The following is a 15,401-nucleotide window of genomic DNA, read 5'->3' as shown; positions in this document are numbered from 1 at the left end:
TATGAATTTAACTATTTTTTCCTATCCGACATTTTAAGGCTAGGAGAGTTGCGTTATCAGATGCACCCCTTTCTAATACTTGGTTCATAGTTTGATCTACAGCTAATTGTAAGTCTTGATGATTATTAAATATTTCGGCTAGGTGATTTTCATTCACTAAATCCCAAACTCCATCTGAGCATAGCAGTAAGATATCTTCGTTCTCCAGTTTGATTGATAATTCTTGGTTTGTACGTCTTAAATCTTGGACATAGCCATCACTTAATCTCTGTTTTGCACCTAAAAATTTTGTGAGTACATTTCGGTCTGGATGGTCTATACTTTCTTCTGGGGTGATTTGACCACTGGCTACTAACATCGCAATCAGTGAGTGGTCTTCACTTAACTGGCGTATTTCTCCTTGGCGCAACAGATAAATCCGACTATCTCCAACATGAGCAATCATTAATTGTTGAGCGATCGCTAAAATTACACTGAGGGTAGTTCCTCCATCTTTGACATGACTGGCTACAGATTCATTGACTTTCTGAAATAATGAAATTAACCATTCATTTCGTTGTTCTGCGGTTTTCAAATTGGGAGAAATAGGTTCTTCTATGACTATTTCCACAGCTAATTTACTGGCTACTTCTCCCTGGGACATCCCACCCATACCATCAGCGACAACTCCCATAATCATGGTTTCAGCATCACTTAATTGCTGTTGTCTCACTCCATAGTTATCTTCATTTTGTAAACGATTTGTTGAAAGTCCGACGGTTGAACGACTGGCAATATGCCACTGAATTTTGAATGTATTAAATACTTGACGAGTTTCTACTAATATGCTTAATAGTTGAGACAGAGGAAATCTTGCTTCTGGAATTGGAGATAGGCAAATTTTGAGAATTTGATAAATCCGAGGAATGGGACTAATTTTTAGATCAATAGACTGTTCTGGGGGCAAAGTTTGTTGGTGAATAGCATGATATAATAATGCTCCAACTGTATAGCTACTCATGGATTCATGGATAGGATTCTTCCCATAGGCAAGTTCAGGAGCGCAATAATCTCCTAACAAGCCAGAGGGGAGTATTTCACCCAGTGGGTAGGCACTAGTTAAATCAAAAATTTGCATGGGGGTTCCCATTTGCATCAATTCAGGCAGAATACAGACAAAACACCAGTTTCGCTGATGCAGATATCGTAAAAATTGGCAAACTTGGCTAGTGAAAAACAGAGATTCTTCTAAGGAATGCTCTACTTTTAACCAAGTTTCTAATGTTTGAGTCTCATCTGGAAGATAGGTAAGTAGGATGAGTTTACTAGTAGATGAGTTAGAGATGATTTCTTGTTCGGGATAATATTCTTCTTCTAAATAATTCGATTCAATGTCTAATGGGCTGGAGGTATCTGCTAATTCTAGAGGATTAGCCACTAATTCGCTGTTATCCTGCTCATTTTCTCTCTGTTGTGGCTGTTCATCCTCTAGCTGGTGGCTGGTTGAATGAAGATTAATGATCACAGATTCGGCTGTGGTGTGAGCTAGAAGTTCAGCAATCATTTTATAATCACCGAGTATTTGCCTTAGCTGTAGTTCTCGGCTGAGTCCGCCATCAATTGCGCCTACCCTGAGCAAACCTAATTTACTAGAGGTGCTACTATCATCTATTGATAAAATATTAACTTGGAAGTAATAAACATCGGTGGTAAATTGACCGAGATATGATAAAACTTCTAGTTGAAAAGTTTCAATAGCAAGGCTACTATTTATCTCAATTACTAAATTATTGGTTGTGTCTATCGGGAGTGAGGACATAGGGATTTTTAATTGGTTGGCATTTTAATGAGTTTGGAATAAAAACCGAACTTTGCCAAAGGCAATTTCATCTCCGGGATTTACGGTTTCAGGTGTGGTAATTCTGGCTCCAAAGCGAGTCTGTCCTACAGGTTTGATGAAAACACCATTTGTAGAGCCAAGATCCTTAACTTGCCAAACTCCCCCCTGTTGGTATATTTCTGCATGGTTGCGTGAAACTGTTTCACCACCAAAAAAGGTTTCTAAGTCAATATCAACAGGCCCCATATCTGGGTCAAATATGCCAACAATAGCATTGCTATCTAAGATAAATTCTGGCACGGGCGAACCAGGTTGTTTAGGAATTAGCTTGGCTATTGCAGTGGTGCTGGGGAAAGTAGGAGCAGTGGGGGTCGGTGTGGGATAGTTGGGTTGTGGTATTTGTGGTGATGGTATTTCTGGTTGAATAACTGTAGGTGCTGTTGTTGTTATGCTTTGTAGTTCTGAACCACAAGCACCGCAAAATTCTGAGTCTTCTGGGTTTTGATCATAACCACAGGTTGAACAGGTAATCATTTAGATATAACTCCTTTGTAAGTTAATGAGTATTGAAGTTGCACAGTTGAAGCATGATGTGGGAAAATTTGGGGTATGTCTTCGTTAAGTTCCTGTGAGTTTACGCATTTCTGCTTCTGAAAGCTGTTCGTTAATATCGCTGCTCATTTTCACGGTTTTACCTTTGGCTCCCATTTTGACTGTTTTACGGGTTCCGGCTGAAATTTTGCGGGTTTTGCGTAATTCTTCTTGAGCGCCGTTGAGGGATTCTGCCATTGCTTGGTTGCCAATTTTGACTGTCATCCGTCGTGCAGTGTCTAAGAGTTGTTCGGCTTTTTGAGGATCTTGTTCGGCGATTTTTGTGGCTTGGTTGATGATGTGGGAAATATTGCACTGTTGCAGATAATCCATGACTTCTTGATCTACTTGTGCTGCGCCTCCTTGTCCTGGGACAAATTGCACGACTACATTTTGAGGGGGTAATTCACCTCGGATTTTTTGCCCTGGGACATCGTAGGTTAAGCCGAGTTGAGCGATGCGGACACGGGATGCAGGACGACTGTTCATGCTGAATTCGAGGATAAAGATGGTTTCGTCGTTAGCGGCTGCGTTACCAATGGGATGAGGGTCTTGATTTAAGGGGAATTCGGCTTGGGTGGGGTAGGCGCGAACAATGCGGGTAAGTTCTACACCTTTGACTGTTTTGATGGTTAAGGCGAGGTTGGTGATCACTTCTTGCTGGGCTTGAGTGTATTCGTCAATGATTTTGTGAGGTAAATCTGAAATGGAAACTTGAGTGCCAATGGCGTTTCCGGGTACAATATAAAGTAGTGTGCCACCTGTGGAGTCGCTCAGATGTGTGAGTAAGTCTTCGTTAAAGTCTTCTCCAACTCCTAATGCGGTGATGGGGATGTTATTGGTGGCAAAATCTGAGGCGATCGCTCGGCATTGGTCATCGTCAAATGTTTGACCATCTGTAAATAGGAGGGTACGCCGAACGGTCATTTGTTGATTGTTTAACATCTCTAAAGCCCGGCGCAAACCTAAACCCATGCGAGTCCCACCGGAAAAGGTACGGAGTTGAGCGATCGCATCTTCTAATTTATTAATTTCTGTGGCACTGGTTAAGCCGATAATCTGGGAAGCGGTATCATCAAACTGGACAATGGCTATGCGATCGCTTGCTCCTAGTCTGCCAGAACGTATTAAGGCTAATAAGGACTCGCTGACAATATCAATTTTAGATTTGCCTCCAGTTACTTGTGTATATTCTTTGCCGTCAACTGTATAAGTTTTACCAGTGGGAGTAGTATCTCCAGCAACTATTTCATACATTGAACCACTGGTATCAATCACAAAAGTAAAAGTAGTTGAAGGAGGAATGGCAGCTACATCTTTTGTGGGGCGAAGTTTCAGCATCAGAAATAGTTTCTGTCCGGCTGTTTCCGCAGGCATAAATTCCCGATGTGGGCGAATGGCTAGATTGAGTTCATTTGGCATGATGCTTTTTTTGATGGAGAATTGGGAAGGAAAGTAGACTGGAAAAATTATTACTTATTATTAGCCTGTGTGCCGACTTTTTTTAGGCAAAATTTAAGGGTGGTAGCATTCCTAATTGGGGTTCTATATCTAATAAATCTGGACTGATAACGGAGGGGATTTGTTGATTTCCTGGTTCATATAATTGGTCAATATTTGATTCAATGAGTAAAGGTAAATTCAGAGTGATGTTACTATCTCTAAAACCTTCTTTAATATCCTGTATCCAAGTCTGAATGATTTGATTTAGGTGGTGATCTTTAATAGCGCATAGGCTTTTATTTTGCAGATCAATTCGCATATTTTCGCGTACTTGAGCAGTAAAAGCTTGCTGAGGCTGATTTTCTTGGTGAGAGAGTAAATCTAAATGATAAGTATATTCTTGATCAGAACCTTTTACCTTGAGAGAAAATGTATATTTCACCATAAAATTTTTCACCAGACAATTAATGACGATAAATACTGACATCATAGCATTGCTGCTAATAGACAACCCATTTCCAAATAGTAGGGGTTTGTTTCGTCTCAGGATTCTAAATATATTTTGCATTCTCCAGATAAACCTCAAAATAAATTTACCAATCAATCAAACTTTAAATAAATAGCTTTTTTATTTAGTCATTTGTTCATAAACCATACGTGATATTTCCGGAAAAATCTTTTTATCTTGATAAAAGCTTGGGTGATCCCCAAAAACTACCAAGATGTATTTATGTTTGCCATCTGGAGTACCTATAATAGCTGCATCGTTACGAGTCTTTGAGTTCCATCCCATTTTTGATAAAAAGTAAGTATTTTCTGGTAAAGATTCACCTAGAAAGCCTTCAATAGCATTAAATTGTTTATTTTGCCAATCCTCTTTTTTTAAGCTCCTTTTTAAAAGAGTTTTCATTTGATTACTATATTTTTTAGATATTGATTTCTCTTGCTCAATTTCAAGTAGTAAACGAGCGACATTATGCGTTGTAGTATAATTCCTTACAGGAGGATAAAACTCATTATCCTGTTTACGTATTTGTAAATCTCTACCCATAGGACCATCATTTTTACTGTAAGAGGTAGGAAACAGCTTTTGGCTAATATTTATTAGCTTGTAATCAGCTTCTTGAAAAAATTTATTCAAAGAAAGACGTTTCTGATACCATACCTGAAATTCACCATCAGGTAATTCATCACCTGATTCTGTTTGAGTAATTTTATCTACTATTAAACTAGCAGACTCGTTATCAGAATCTTTAATCATCTTACGTACAGCCTTTTCAGGTACTTCTCCTCTTTTTAGATGTCCTTCTTGATATAGCCCATATAGATACACCATCCAAAATAATTTTGTAATGCTGGCCGCAAATCTTGCTGTTTCGTTTGATTTTCCAGCATACTCACAGCATTTTGGACTATTTAAATTAATTAGACTTATAGATAAATGTTCAGTGGGAAGACCACTAGACTGGACGGAACTTACAATATCATTAACTAGCCTTTGTAGTTCATTATTAGGTGTGAAAGTTGGTTGTTTTTTGGGTTTATAACTTATATTCGACTTAACTTGTTGATAATCAATTTCTGGAATAGGAGTCATATGTTGCCTATCTGTGTTTCCATAATGATCATTGTTAGTCGTTGTGGTTAAATTTTGATTGTTAGGTTGTTTAGGAATTTCTATTGATGTTTGATTCTTTGGTATGGGGGAGGATAAAACAGGAGAAGACCAAGTAGAATTGACTTGAGGAAAAGATGGAGACCGAGAAATTTTAGGTTGAGTAAACGGCGGAGGAGTTTTGGCCTGATGATTTTCCCTGTGAATAATTTTATTTATTAGTAGTCCAAGAATTACGAGTGTTGATAATGAAACCATACAAGCCAAAGAGAATCTTTTGAAATTAATAGACATTTTCTTTTTAACAAGTTTTTTACGAACTCTCATATTTTTATTCATTAATTTACCTTCTTATAGTCGTAGATTTTCCAAACTCCATTTTCTTTTGCAAATGTGTAGATAAAATTACCACGGTAAGCGCCGGAATTTTTTCTGTCAATTCCATTCTTCCCATGAAGATATAATTCTTCAAAAACTTTGATTTTCATATATGGTCTGCTACCAGAATTAGAAAAATCTACGATATTTGTAATTTCAGATTTTTTATAGGTATAGTAAGCATTATTATTCTCTAACCAAGCAACTGGTCCATCAGGTTTTGTAGTAAATGAATAAAGCTTACCTGTTGTCAATTTATCCACTAAGCTTGTGTCATAAGGTGGCCCAAAAATTCTAGGTTTAGCTGTATACCAATTTTGAACTATCTCTAATGCTTCTTCTTGACTAATATCATGGGCTGGTTCAGCACCAGATACAGGAACGGATGGAGGCGGAGTATATGAAGGAGTCCGTCGTGGTCTGGGGACTGAGGAAGGACTGGGAGTGACACTAGGTGTATTAGTGGTTGTAGCTACGGAAGCTTGGACTGGTACAGGTGTGGGAGTAGAAGATGCTTGAAGGCTAGTTAAACTCATGTTTAAATCAAATGTTCTTAAACCTTGAGGTGCAGAAACTTGAATAATATATGCTCCATCTTTGGGTAATTCTAGGGTGTTAATAATTTGGTTATCTGGTGTATAAACCCAAATACAAATATCAGCATCAGTGGCGTAACTCAGTTTTTGACCTGATTCTGCATCAAATTGATAGCCAAGAGATTTAGTAGCAGTAGCTTGACCAGATTTAGTTAATGTCTGCTCATTCAGCGTAATTAGTTCTACATCTTGTTCACGCAGAGTTACTGCCGGTTTCTCTGAACAACCTGGAAATGGAGACGAAGAAACAGAGGAGGATGAGTTTAATACTGGTTGACTGCATCCGTATATTGTTAATAATGTCAAGCAAATAGTTAGCTTTTTCATCAATTTAGTCACAGATAAAGTAAATATGTTTTCAACATCAAGGTACTAATTTATTGTTAAATAACCAACTGTCAGTATCATCATTCCATGTTAAATAAATCCGGGTTTTAGGGTCTTCATAAATTCTTCCACTCTCCAAGACATACGACAATTTAGCATCTACTATAGCTTGATCACTATTTTGCTCAATAAGTTGGATAGCACCAATATTTATTTCTCTAACACTATTCCACCATTCTTCATATTGAGAATAACTACTAGAGAGATTTTTAAATTGAGGGGAAAGACTATTCCATGTTTGGCTATATTGACGATTTTTAAGTGCTATATAGTGATTTCTGACAAAATTATCTGCTTTTGGACGTGATCTAGATTTTCTTCTGGAATTAACCACAGCCTGATTAGAAGATGTAGGTGTAGGTGTAGGTGTAGGTGTAGGTGTAGGTGTAGATCGTGGAGAAGAGGGAATAGCGGCTTGTGTAACATTCTCTAAATTCATTGTTAAATCAAAGGTCGTAGAACCTTGGGGTGCAGAAACTTGAATAACATATTTCCCGGTAGTAGGTAAGAGACCGCTATTAAGTAGTTGATTATCTGGGGTATAAATCCAAATACAAATATTTTGATTGGTTGTATAGGAGAGCTTTTGCTCTGAAGTACCATCAAAGGTATATGCTAATAATTGATTACTGTTAACTATTCCTGATTCTGTAACGGTTTGATTATTGAGGGAAACAGGTTTAACATTTTGGGATTCTAGAACTGCTTGGGGTTGGGTAGGACATTCATTAGCTTTTGTCTGAGTTTGGTTAGTTGTCTGGGAACAAGCAGCAATGACTGGGAGAAGTAAAGTAGTTAAGCACAGGATTTTAATTTTCATAGGGTTTTTTTGATGGAAATTAATCCTGTAGGGCTTCTTGTTTTAAATGTTTACCCCAAAAGTAAAAAGGGACTATACCGCCAAGTGCGATCGCTAGTAAAGTAAAGATAAGCATTATTAGCCGCACTACCAAAGGAAGCGATCGCCCAAATACAGAAATTCTGTATGCTTTGGGTGGAGACTCCACGGGTTTACCTCCTGGAATATTCACGACAACCTGCACATCATGTTTAGCACCCCGTTCTGCATTGGGTTGGGTGTAGGTAATTTCGTATTCCCCCAGCAACGCATTGAGGAACAGTTGAAGATTTGCAGCAATGGCTTTTGCGTTTCCAGAAAATTCGGTAATTCCCCCGGTTAACTTGGCGATTTCCTCTAACCGTTTTTGGTCTACAAACTCTGCTTCTGGAACCTTACCACTACCAATATCCGCACGAGTAGCTGGTCTACCAAGTTTATATTTTTGCCCTAACTGTTGCGGTGTCAACCCATATCCCAAGGTATGAACAGTAATCAGAGGATTCCTTCTAAAGAGATTAGTTAAAGCTGTAAAATCCTGCTGTTCATTTGCTTTATTGTGATAACCATCAGATAGCAAAATAATTGAAAGTCTAGGTTGAGGTTGATCAGAATTTTCAGCTACATAAAAACGTTCTTCTTCACTAGTGGCTAAAAACCTGACTGCTTGATTCAAAGGTTCGTAAAGGTTAGTAGAAGCACAGGGAGTACTCTTTGCCAAGTAGTTGAGATGATTTTGTAACTTAAAATCATTCGCTGCAAAAAACTTATCCAGAGTCTCTTTATTTACGGGATAGCCTTGACAACGACTACCAGATTCGCCAAAAGGAACAATAGAAATTTGTGTATTTCCACCACGTTGGCTTAATACTTGAATAAATTGGCGAACTGCATTAATTGCACCTGTAATTTTTTTCGTACCCCCACTATCCAACTGATTCATACTGCCACTAAAATCTAGCATCACTAAAATCCAAGCTGGAGGCGGGACACTTTCTTCTGGGCTTTTCCAGTCTCTAGTTGCAAATCTAACTTCTTTTTGATCTACAAGTAACTTAAAATCTGTATCTTGTAGACCCATGACTGGTCTTTCTGCTTCATTTTTAACTTTAATGCGAATAGTTACTCGATCATCGTTGACTGTGGGATTATTGACAATTTCTGCAACATTTTCCTTTGCCCAACTGGGAGAAGCTAAGGAAGCTACCACCAGTAGAGATAAACTAAGCTTGTGGGTCAAGGAAGCGATTATAGTAGACAAAACGATAGATTTTTTTCTTCATGTTTGCCGTCCATTTTGACTGTGTGAAAGGTCAAAACGTAATTATGTTTTAGGCGAATTTGTTTAGAGGAGACTAACCGATGGCCATTAACTTCAATACAGGAAATAAACTGCGGTTTGGGAACTAGGAAAACCTCACGCTTTTTTAGAACTAAATCCGCAATGTGTGGAGGCAGTCTAGGCATATAAATATGTGATTTTCCCACTGTAGCCCCAATGTTAATCGTACCATTGCTTGGTAATTGAATTGACAAACCCTCCTCAATTTTTTCAGCATCTCCATCACTGACAAATTTGAGTAACTTTTTATCTATATATGGCAAGGTTTTTTTTAAGCCTCCTAATTGCAGTTCATCATTGTCATAGCTAAAACCTGTGTACTCAAAACCTGCACCAGCCCTTAAAGCACCCATATAGCTGGGAGAGTTAGTGATGCTAAAAACCAACCCTAGCAGCATCCCCAAAATAGAAACTCCTAAAGGGTCTTCAATGTTTCTAAATTCTGCCGGTACTTGACCCAAACCTGTACGGATAAATTCAAACAGTCCAGCCGCCACCAAACTGGCGGTACTAGCACCAATAAAGCTAGTTATTAAACGTTGTCGAAATCTTTTAGAGTCTCCTGCTTCGATGCTGTGGGATCTCCAACTCAAACCTTCAGCAATTCCCACGGAACTACCAATTAATAGCCAACCCAGAGTTCTGACAATGGGACTAGGAACGCTAATTATTGGTAAAAAGAGAATTTGCGAAATTATACCAGCAATTAAACCTGACAAAGTTCCTAAACCCAGGGAAATCAGTAAGGGCATTTTGGCAATGCGAAAGTTGAGTTTATGTCTGGTGGGGTTGCTAATAAATATTTCATTCATCACCATTCCAAATGCGAGAGAGATAGCGATACAAGGAAATAGGGTAATTTCGGGAAATTGTGGTAATAAACCCAAGTCAGTCAAGAAAAATTGCCCCAGGTTCCAGCCAATTAAGGCTGATGTTAGTCCAGCTAATATGTAAAGGTAAAATCTCATTATCAGTAGAGTTTATTGGAAAGTGCTTGTTTTTTACGGGCAGGTTTATATATTATAATTAGTTGTTATTAATCTCCCTTCTTAATGAATTATATGTTTGGTCGCCGTCTTTAATATATCCAGTCACATTCTGTATATTATTCCTCTTCTGATATGAATATATTGCTTCAGATAATTTTATTCTTTCAAACATTTGTTGTGACTTCTGTTGCTCAGTAATATTATCCAAATCCGATTTTGACATAAGTGAAAAATCAAATTCTACATCTAAAATATCTCTCATTTTTTTTATTATTTTCTGACGATTTATTATTCTTTCAGCCGGATTTTGTTCTTCAGTGAGTTTATTAAGCGCTGTTTTAGTTGTATTAAAATTAGTTTCTGTATTCGCTATCAATATTATATTTCTTTTATCTTCTGGCATTTGAAATACTGAGGGTTCTTCTACAACCTTTTGACCTGCGGGATTAGGACTTGTAGAAGGCGGAGTTTGACTTTTAGAAAAAAATTGAGAACCTATAACAAAACTAGTTCCAGACAATATGAGTGATAAAATGATCACGAATTTAATTGGCACAATATACTCCTGTAAAAAATAGTTGATAACACCTTCAATCAAAGTAACGTCTCTTTCAAGAGTCAACCCTAAAAAAGTGAGTGAATATGGTCTGTTGCTAGGATTAGGAGAAGCTGCAAGAAATACATCTTTAGGAACCTTACGTTCACTTACCTGATAAAAGTAAGCAGATAAGTCATATTCATGTAACTGCTCAAATAATTGCGCTAAAGGCAGATAATCATCAAGCTGATAGTAACCTCCATTAATTGCTCTCCAAGAACCGATGATTTTTTGCCAAGTGACTTTTTGAAACTTCAAAGCATCAAAAGAAAAAGTATGAGTTTGTTGTCCAGAGTTAAAATGCTTATAAATTAGTTGTAAATCATAGCGAACATCATTAATAAACTCACTACGACAAACATCCCAAGCTCTACCTTTTATAAATAACCAATGGAAAAGTTCTGGTGTGATGTCTCCTTGCAGTAACTTAGGTAGCAGCAACTTAATTCCCTCAGTGAGTTGATATTTGGGAAATTGCTTACCGACAGCAGATTGAAAATTTAAAGAAATGGTTTCATTTTCATCAGGATTCTTACCTGCTTTGACATTTAACCAAGTTAAAAACTCTGGTATAGTCTTGGGAATCACCATTGCCCTCAGTGTTATTAACCGCACCATCTGAGAGCTATAAATTTTCTGGTTAATCGCTGTTTTAGCTCCCTGTCCATCAAATAGGGTGTGCCAATATTCTGAAGTAATCTGTTTATCCCCAAGCGCCTCTTTAATAACTTTCACAGCATCAGGTTTGACTTGAGAACTATTCATTAAACTCCGAATTGCTGATTTAAGAGCTTCTTCATCTCCTACTACTGGTGTGGATACTTGTGGAGTTTGTTTAATCGCTCGTTGCAATATTTCATAAGCCCGTGTGGAAGCCGGTTGAATGATCTGAAAACTTCGGGGTTTTTCTAGTGCTTCTACATCAGATGCCCAGGATACAGGTTGAATCTTGTTAAGAATATTAAATTTTCTGAATGCTAAGATGTTGATAGTTTCCAAACTATACTGCTGTGGTTGTAACAATATAGGTTCAGTTGTTTCGATTGGTAAATTTTTAGCTTCTTCGTCAAATTTAGACTGATGAAAAGAAGTTGGATCAACAGATTCATATTGACCAACAGTTTTTATATCAAAAGGGTTAAATTTAGGTCTTCCCTGGTCTTCCCACCAAGCTAGTATTTTCCGAAGGTTGTTCTCTCCCTGAGCCAAAAAATAACGATACACAGAGACGCTGCGCCCTTTCTCATCTCGTCCCCTGGTGACAACAGCCACTACCGCCCAAGTATTATCTCCCGTTCCCACCACTCGTCCAATAATTGCCGGCTGTTCAGTAGAAGCCCCCTCTGTCACTGCAAATTCCCGATTGGCAATAGAACGCTCCACAACTTCAGGAATGCCCTTAAGGGTGACATTCATATACTGTCCGGTGAATCCCAGTGATACCCAACCGCCATCAGCAGTTCTTTCGGGACGAATACCAGTGCTAAATTCGTGAATTTCTACAGTCTCTGGATACATCTGTTTACCCCTTATCTAATTCCTTATGGCGATCGCCTGTACATAGCCAATAAATTGGAGCCACTAAACCAAAAGGCCGCCAGCGTTTGGGGTCTTTGATAATGGCGTTGACACCATCACGACCACGACGCAGCACTTGGACGTTGGGTTCTGGATATCTATTCCCCAACATCCCAAAAGCGGAAGCAGTAAAGTAATCCACTTTTCCGCCTCCCAGTTGTTGCCAAGCCTGTAGTTTACGGTGTACTTGGGGAAAACGAGCTTCAGCTAAAAAAGCTGGTTTATGTCGATTCACCCATAATTCCGACTGCTCACACTTAGTTAGCACCAAGGCAATTCTCCGAGTTCCCATATCCATATCGGTGCGATCAAGGGAAGTTAAAAACTTATCCAAACCATTGGCATACTCAAAATCCTTAGCACGACTATTGCCATCAACTAAGAACATAATCCCCGTAGCTAGGGAACAATCTTCTAAATACTCTTCTAGTCGTGGGTTTCCAGCTTGGTATAAGAGGTCAGCAAAAAATTCACCTGAGTAATCTTTGGAGCTGATATTGAGATTAACTAATTGGGAACCTCTAGCAATCTGGGGGTTATTCCGAGAAAACTGACCTTTGAGGGTAATGCTCAGGGTGTAATCCTTTAACATACTACGATCCAAATCAGTAGCTTCTAGCTCTAACCCTTGCTCCAGAATGTTTTGAGCCTTACTGATTAATTCTTCTCCCCACTCGCCTACAGGGATAACAGTCTGCACTGGACTAGCAGGATCGGCATTAGGCCATCTGGCTAAAGAAGCCATATAAGCAGTTTTTCCGGAACTGCGATCGCCAATTACCCTTACAACTGCGTTACTCTGCTGGGGTGCAGAGGCAGTTTTAGAGAACCAATTACGTATCATCTCTCATCCTCTTACCTGTACTCAGCCAATAAAGAGGGGAAATAATGCCATAGGGTTGCCAACGATTTGCCTCTCTTAAAACAGAATTTCTCCCATCAGTTCCCCATTCTACAATGCGGTTCGGACGAGGATCATTACGCCCCAAAACCCCAAAAGTTGATATGGCGTGAAACCGGAGATTTTTGGCAGGAATTTTATCTTGCAAAATAGATTTAGTCTTAGGTAAATGAATATCAAATAAATCAGCTTCAGGGTCAAGACGACCAGGCCATAGTTCCCCCCGTTCACATTTACTCATAGCCACCGCCAACCGTAAATCATTACTTCGGTCATGAATATCTATTAATTCAATAAAGCGTTGTAGCACTCGACTATAAAACTTATCAGTTCCTTGTTTCCATTCTGTGAGCAGAATTAAACAGCCATTAACATCTTTAGTTAAACATTCCTCAATAAACTCTTCATGTAAAGAATTTGATGAGCCAGTTTCTAAATCTTCAAAAATTTCTCCTGGATAGTCTCTGGCGACCAAATTGATTTTTTCTTTAGTAAAACCACTGGTAAATTCTATATTAAATGAGTAAACAGGTAATTCATAAATATTTCTGACATGAGAACCAGTAGGTTCTAAAGATGCTCCTTCGCAAATAATATTTTCAGCTTTGTCTGCTAACTTTTTAGTATCTTCATTTATCGCTTGAATATTGAACTTTTTACTTTTCCACATCGCCTTGGCTGGTTGGTAAGCTAAGGCTGCAAGATACGTAGTTTTACCAGACCCCCTGGGGCCAATTACCCGAATATTTCCCATATTTATTTGTGCCTTCTCTACTACTTAGCCAAAAAGCTGCCTAGATATATCCAAGGAAGTTCCAAAACCGACCGATTATGTATTGAAGTGATAAAACAGCGCACTGATAACCCCCCAATACTTTGATTAATTTGCTGTAATTGCGATTGAATAGGTCTAAAGTATCGTTGCAAAACATAGAAATGACGTTGTTGCCAATTCATTTGAGCGCCATTGGGACTGTAGCTGAGTTTTGCAGCTTCTTTTTCCAAGTCGCAAAAAAGGTCTGCCTTATTTAGACAAATTACCAGATGCCTTAATTTAGGACAGTCTTGCCGAAAAAACTCTACCCAACGGTCAAACCTGTTGCACCATTGTTGTTGACTCATAAATTGCTCTGAGTCCACTCCCTTATGAAAATTCATCCCTCGATGGGGTGGTAGTATCAGCAACATTCCTTCACTTTGACCAATGGCCGCTAAGAGTTTATTCCACTCACTTTGATTATCACCTTGCCAGCTTTTGCGCCATACCTCTCCAGGCGTATCTATCCAATCTACAGTAATGGGTTTTATACCTGTTGGCAGTCGTACTTGAACATCTAAGGGACGATCATAGATGGCTTGGTTAGCACCCGTTGGTCTAGTTCCTGCCAAATTTTCATCTAGTAACTGAGCTTGCAGGTTTTCGTAATCGAGGTTTTCTACTTTTACATATTCATTTTTAGGGTTGGCTAGCTCCATTGCTAAATGTGTCTTACCAGTAAAGCGATCGCCTATATACAATACTCCCACATTTATTACCCGTATTTATACAACATATATACCATACTTATTGAGCAGCATTTATTGATATAAATACTGAAATTATGCAGAGAATTGTTGAAATATCGGGCTGGATACCTGGAGTGGGTGGCGGCGTTATGTAAGTAATTAAGCGGAGATAATATTAGTCCCATCATTATCAATAAACATCTCCGCCAAAAAATATAGAGACTTTTCGTGGAACGTCTCTACAAGGGTTTGGGAAAAAATATTCAATTTTTAGAGATGACTGTTAACAACAAATATATTCTTTTTTCGTATCCCATTGGGGTTTTAGAAACTGCAAATCTGGGGTGGTGCGTTAGCCTGGGGCATAACACACCCGATAAACTCTTAGACCCCAATTAAATCAGGGGCAGATTAAAAACTACTGCAAAGAATTACCCGCTTGAGATAGCAATTCTCCCAGTCGTTGCACCTTTGTTGCTACATCACCAGTAGCGTTAGCAGCTGCATTTTGAGTGTCTTCGCCCAAATCGACCAGAATTTCTGCAATTGAGGAAGTATCGCCACTGAGGAGCGCTTCTTTGAGTTCTCCCAAGTCTTCAGCCAGGTCAGTTCCTGAGAGTTCTTGTTGCCAATTATTGATAATCGCCACCGCCTGATCGGTAGGGATGGAGGTCAGGTCTCTTTGCAAGGCAGAGATGGTGCTATCTATGTCAACGTTTTGGATTGCATCAGCCATAAGAATCTCCTGTTTTGAATGAATCTGAATAATCCACAATGGATTACTACCTGACCTCATTCTTCTCAAGATCAATACTTAAGT

General features: G+C 38.7%; 14 protein-coding genes. All 14 read right to left on the bottom strand.

Features of this window, described 5'->3' with window-relative positions; translation table 11 throughout:
* Positions 1–7: 7 nt before the first annotated feature.
* A complete protein-coding gene (locus NSP_RS13245) occupies positions 8–1,798 on the bottom strand; it encodes a PP2C family protein-serine/threonine phosphatase (RefSeq protein ID WP_006196516.1) in 1,791 nt (596 codons plus the stop codon).
* 24 nt (positions 1,799–1,822) lie between these two features.
* Complete coding sequence (locus tag NSP_RS13240; protein WP_006196517.1) at positions 1,823–2,353, bottom strand: FHA domain-containing protein; 531 nt, start codon at positions 2,351–2,353, stop codon at positions 1,823–1,825.
* Positions 2,354–2,437: 84 nt separating this feature from the next.
* The gene (locus tag NSP_RS13235; RefSeq protein ID WP_006196518.1) at positions 2,438–3,832 is read right to left on the bottom strand and encodes a vWA domain-containing protein; all 1,395 of its coding nucleotides are present in this window, start codon (positions 3,830–3,832) and stop codon (positions 2,438–2,440) included.
* Between the two features lie 82 nt (positions 3,833–3,914).
* Positions 3,915–4,343, bottom strand: coding sequence for a hypothetical protein (locus NSP_RS13230; protein ID WP_231859465.1), 429 nt, complete (start codon positions 4,341–4,343; stop codon positions 3,915–3,917).
* A 138-nt stretch (positions 4,344–4,481) separates the two neighbouring features.
* Positions 4,482–5,807, bottom strand: a complete 1,326-nt coding sequence (locus NSP_RS13225; RefSeq protein ID WP_006196520.1) for a serine hydrolase — start codon at positions 5,805–5,807, stop codon at positions 4,482–4,484.
* Positions 5,807–6,781: an ARC6/PARC6 family protein gene (locus NSP_RS13220; protein WP_231859464.1), complete on the bottom strand. Its 975-nt coding sequence runs from the start codon at positions 6,779–6,781 to the stop codon at positions 5,807–5,809. Before NSP_RS13220 ends, NSP_RS13225 begins: the two co-directional genes overlap by 1 nt.
* 25 nt (positions 6,782–6,806) lie before the next feature.
* Positions 6,807–7,649, bottom strand: a complete 843-nt coding sequence (locus tag NSP_RS13215; RefSeq protein WP_006196522.1) for a hypothetical protein — start codon at positions 7,647–7,649, stop codon at positions 6,807–6,809.
* Positions 7,650–7,668: 19 nt separating this feature from the next.
* The gene (locus NSP_RS13210) at positions 7,669–8,907 is read right to left on the bottom strand and encodes a vWA domain-containing protein (RefSeq protein ID WP_006196523.1); all 1,239 of its coding nucleotides are present in this window, start codon (positions 8,905–8,907) and stop codon (positions 7,669–7,671) included.
* A gap of 8 nt (positions 8,908–8,915) precedes the next feature.
* Positions 8,916–9,977, bottom strand: coding sequence for a hypothetical protein (locus NSP_RS13205; protein ID WP_231859463.1), 1,062 nt, complete (start codon positions 9,975–9,977; stop codon positions 8,916–8,918).
* Positions 9,978–10,035: 58 nt separating this feature from the next.
* Positions 10,036–12,114, bottom strand: a complete 2,079-nt coding sequence (locus NSP_RS13200; protein ID WP_006196525.1) for a hypothetical protein — start codon at positions 12,112–12,114, stop codon at positions 10,036–10,038.
* A gap of 4 nt (positions 12,115–12,118) precedes the next feature.
* A complete protein-coding gene (locus tag NSP_RS13195; protein WP_006196526.1) occupies positions 12,119–13,018 on the bottom strand; it encodes a hypothetical protein in 900 nt (299 codons plus the stop codon).
* Complete coding sequence (locus NSP_RS13190; RefSeq protein ID WP_006196527.1) at positions 13,008–13,829, bottom strand: TRAFAC clade GTPase domain-containing protein; 822 nt, start codon at positions 13,827–13,829, stop codon at positions 13,008–13,010. Before NSP_RS13190 ends, NSP_RS13195 begins: the two co-directional genes overlap by 11 nt.
* Before the next feature lie 20 nt (positions 13,830–13,849).
* Positions 13,850–14,602 carry a hypothetical protein gene (locus tag NSP_RS13185; RefSeq protein WP_006196528.1) on the bottom strand — a complete coding sequence of 251 codons (753 nt, stop codon included), beginning with the start codon at positions 14,600–14,602 and terminating at the stop codon, positions 13,850–13,852.
* Between the two features lie 397 nt (positions 14,603–14,999).
* Positions 15,000–15,317 (bottom strand): hypothetical protein, encoded by a 318-nt coding sequence (locus NSP_RS13180; RefSeq protein ID WP_006196529.1) that lies wholly within the window; start codon positions 15,315–15,317, stop codon positions 15,000–15,002.
* Between the last annotated feature and the right edge of the window lie 84 nt (positions 15,318–15,401).

Origin of the sequence: Nodularia spumigena CCY9414 (genome assembly GCF_000340565.2) — a bacterium.
In the GTDB taxonomy this organism is placed as follows: Bacteria; Cyanobacteriota; Cyanobacteriia; order Cyanobacteriales; family Nostocaceae; genus Nodularia; species Nodularia spumigena.
This window is presented reverse-complemented; position numbering and strand designations above follow the sequence as displayed.

Excerpts from the sequence above, each read along its gene's own strand:
- NSP_RS13190 (WP_006196527.1), bottom strand. The coding sequence starts at position 13,829 with ATGGGAAATATTCGGGTAATTGGCCCCAGGGGGTCTGGTAAAACTACG.
- NSP_RS13245 (WP_006196516.1), bottom strand. The coding sequence starts at position 1,798 with ATGTCCTCACTCCCGATAGACACAACCAATAATTTAGTAATTGAGATA.
- NSP_RS13215 (WP_006196522.1), bottom strand. The coding sequence starts at position 7,649 with ATGAAAATTAAAATCCTGTGCTTAACTACTTTACTTCTCCCAGTCATT.
- NSP_RS13195 (WP_006196526.1), bottom strand. The coding sequence starts at position 13,018 with ATGATACGTAATTGGTTCTCTAAAACTGCCTCTGCACCCCAGCAGAGT.
- NSP_RS13180 (WP_006196529.1), bottom strand. The coding sequence starts at position 15,317 with ATGGCTGATGCAATCCAAAACGTTGACATAGATAGCACCATCTCTGCC.
- NSP_RS13200 (WP_006196525.1), bottom strand. The coding sequence starts at position 12,114 with ATGTATCCAGAGACTGTAGAAATTCACGAATTTAGCACTGGTATTCGT.
- NSP_RS13240 (WP_006196517.1), bottom strand. The coding sequence starts at position 2,353 with ATGATTACCTGTTCAACCTGTGGTTATGATCAAAACCCAGAAGACTCA.
- NSP_RS13235 (WP_006196518.1), bottom strand. The coding sequence starts at position 3,832 with ATGCCAAATGAACTCAATCTAGCCATTCGCCCACATCGGGAATTTATG.
- NSP_RS13205 (WP_231859463.1), bottom strand. The coding sequence starts at position 9,977 with ATGAGATTTTACCTTTACATATTAGCTGGACTAACATCAGCCTTAATT.
- NSP_RS13225 (WP_006196520.1), bottom strand. The coding sequence starts at position 5,807 with ATGAATAAAAATATGAGAGTTCGTAAAAAACTTGTTAAAAAGAAAATG.
- NSP_RS13230 (WP_231859465.1), bottom strand. The coding sequence starts at position 4,343 with ATGATGTCAGTATTTATCGTCATTAATTGTCTGGTGAAAAATTTTATG.